We start from the raw sequence: 2326 nt of genomic DNA, 5'->3' as shown, positions 1-2326 counted from the left end.
GCCGGTGAAGCCGTACTCAATGGCCACGTTGCACGACGCGGCGCCGTTGAACACCGCCAGCGCCAGCATGGGATCCACCCCGCGCACGCCCTTGTGCACGTAGCGGGTGAACTGGTTTTCGCCGTACGCCACCCCGCCCAGCGCGCTCCCCATCAGCACGCCGGCGCGGTCCGGGTCCTGGGCCGCGGGGTCGATCCCCGCGTCCTCGATGGCGAGCTTGCTCGTCGCCAAGGCGAACTGCGCATACCGCTCCGTGCGCCGGGCGCGGCCGCGGTCCATGTAGTCCGTGGGCTCGAAGTCGTCCACCTGCGCCGCAATGTGCGAGCGAAAGGGCGACGGATCAAACCGGCTGATGGTGCGCACGGCGGATTCGCGGCGCTTCAGCCCGGTCCACAGCCCCTCCACCCCGGTGCCGATGGGGGTGAGGGCGCCGATCCCCGTTATGACGACGCGGCGGCCCGCGGGGGCGCCGTTCTGGCTGCTCTGGGTCATGAAGCCCGGAAATGCGTTCGGGAAAAGCAAGGGCGCGGGCGGCATGGTGCCTTCCCGCGCCGGGCCACGCAGGTACGTCGCGCCCCTGTACACCTCAGGGCGCCGGAGGTGCGCGTCAGCCGCGCTCCACGTGGCGCTTGATCCCCGCCAGCGTGCGCGAGGCGACCGCGTGAATGAAGACGGGGCCGATCACCGCGTCGCCGATCCCGCGCCGCAGCACGCCGGGAAGGGGCCAGCGCGGCCCCTCCTTCCACGCGTGCACGATGCGCACGAGCGTGGTTCCGTCCCCCTGGTCGTGAAAGGTCCACTCCACGTCCATCCCCGTGGTGATGCCGTCCACGTGGCGGTAGATCACGGCCGGGCGCGCCGCGTCCACGTGCATCTCCGAGACCCACCACACCGGCCAGGGGAGCGGCCCGAAGTCGCGCCGCGCCGCCATCTCTACCCGCCCGGTGCCGAAGCCGTCCTTGCGCGGAAACCGCACCCAGCGGTAGTGCGGCAGCCGTTCCGGCCAGCGCTCCACGTCCGCGCCGGCCTGGTAGCACGCCTGCACCGGCGCGCGCATGACGATTTCGTCGATGGTGAGCATCCGCGTCGGGGCTGGGGGAAAGGGAGTGGTGGCGCGGATTGTACAAACTCTGCGCGCCCGGGGAAAGAGCCCAGCGCGCTCACCGGCTCCGCGAAGCGCGTGAGGCCCTTCTGGTTTCAGAATGCACAAAGCCCCGAACGCCGCGATGGGCATCCGGGGCTCCCGAGAGCGGGGTGCACTCACGCACCCCGCAGTCACGCACTCTCTCGGTTCATCAGCGCGGAACGAAGTCGTCCTCCGCCGTCACGCCGCGGCAGAACGCGGCGATCAGCTTCACCGTCGCGTCGATGTCGTCAAGCGACACGACCTCATTGGGCGAGTGCATGTATCGATTCGGAACCGATACGACGGCGGTGGGAATGCCGCCGCGCTGAAGGTAGATGGCGTCCGCGTCGGTGCTGGTAAAGCGCGGGCTCCCCTGGATGGTGTAGGGGATGTTTTCGCGCTCCGCCGTTTCCGCCAGCCGCTCGAACATGATGGGGTGAATGGCGGAGCCGCGCGACAGCACCGGCCCGCTGCCCAGCTTGTGCTCGCCCACCTGCTTCTTGTCCACCCCCGGCGCGTCGGTGGAAAAGGTCAGGTCCACGACAATGGACATGGCCGGGTCCAGCGTGTAGGCCGTGGTGCGCGCGCCGCCGCCGTGGTACCCGATCTCCTCCTGCGCCGTGGCCACCGCCGTGACCTCCGCCGCGCCGCCCTCGCGCGACAATTCGCGCAGCACCTCCAGCACCACAAAGGCGCCCACGCGGTTGTCCACCGCGCGGCTGGCGATCAGCCGGTTGCCCAGCTCGACCAGGCGCGCGTCCACGATGCCGGGGTCGCCCACGCGCACGCCGCGCTTCGTCGCTTCCTCGCGGTTGGCCACGCCGATGTCGACCCACAGGTCGCTCAGCTTGACCGCCTTTTCCTTTTCCTCGGGCTTGATGAGGTGAATGGGCTTCTTGCCCACCACGCCCACCACCTCGCCCTCGCGGCTGAAGAAGCGGATGCGCTGCCCCACCAGCACCTGCGGGTCCCATCCCCCGATGCCGTCGACGTACAGGAAGCCCTCTTCGTCGATGTGGGTGATCATCAGCCCGATCTCGTCCACGTGCCCCGCCAGCATGATGCGCGGGCCGCCCGCCGGGCCCACGCTGGCCAGCGAGTTTCCGCCCGTGTCCACGCGCACGTTCTGCGCAAAGGCCTCGGCCTCGGCGCGCCACACGCGCGCGGCGGGCGTTTCAAAGCCGGACGGGCCGGGCGCAT

3 protein-coding genes are annotated in these 2326 nt (G+C 70.3%); all 3 read right to left on the bottom strand.

What is annotated here, in order from left to right:
• Positions 1–492, bottom strand: a 492-nt coding sequence (locus tag VF665_RS25395) for a beta-ketoacyl synthase N-terminal-like domain-containing protein (RefSeq protein WP_331056298.1), incomplete at its 3' end; no start/stop codon positions are given.
• A 115-nt stretch (positions 493–607) separates the two neighbouring features.
• On the bottom strand, positions 608–1081 hold the full coding sequence (locus VF665_RS25390) for an SRPBCC family protein (protein ID WP_331056297.1): 474 nt from the start codon (positions 1079–1081) through the stop codon (positions 608–610).
• Between the two features lie 214 nt (positions 1082–1295).
• Positions 1296–2326 (bottom strand): M42 family metallopeptidase (locus VF665_RS25385; RefSeq protein ID WP_331056296.1); only part of this gene is annotated, 1031 nt, incomplete at its 5' end.

Source organism: Longimicrobium sp., assembly GCF_036387355.1.
Lineage (GTDB): Bacteria > Gemmatimonadota > Gemmatimonadetes > Longimicrobiales > Longimicrobiaceae > Longimicrobium.
The sequence above is the reverse complement of the archived record's forward strand: the minus strand, read 5'-3'. Positions and strand labels throughout refer to the sequence as shown.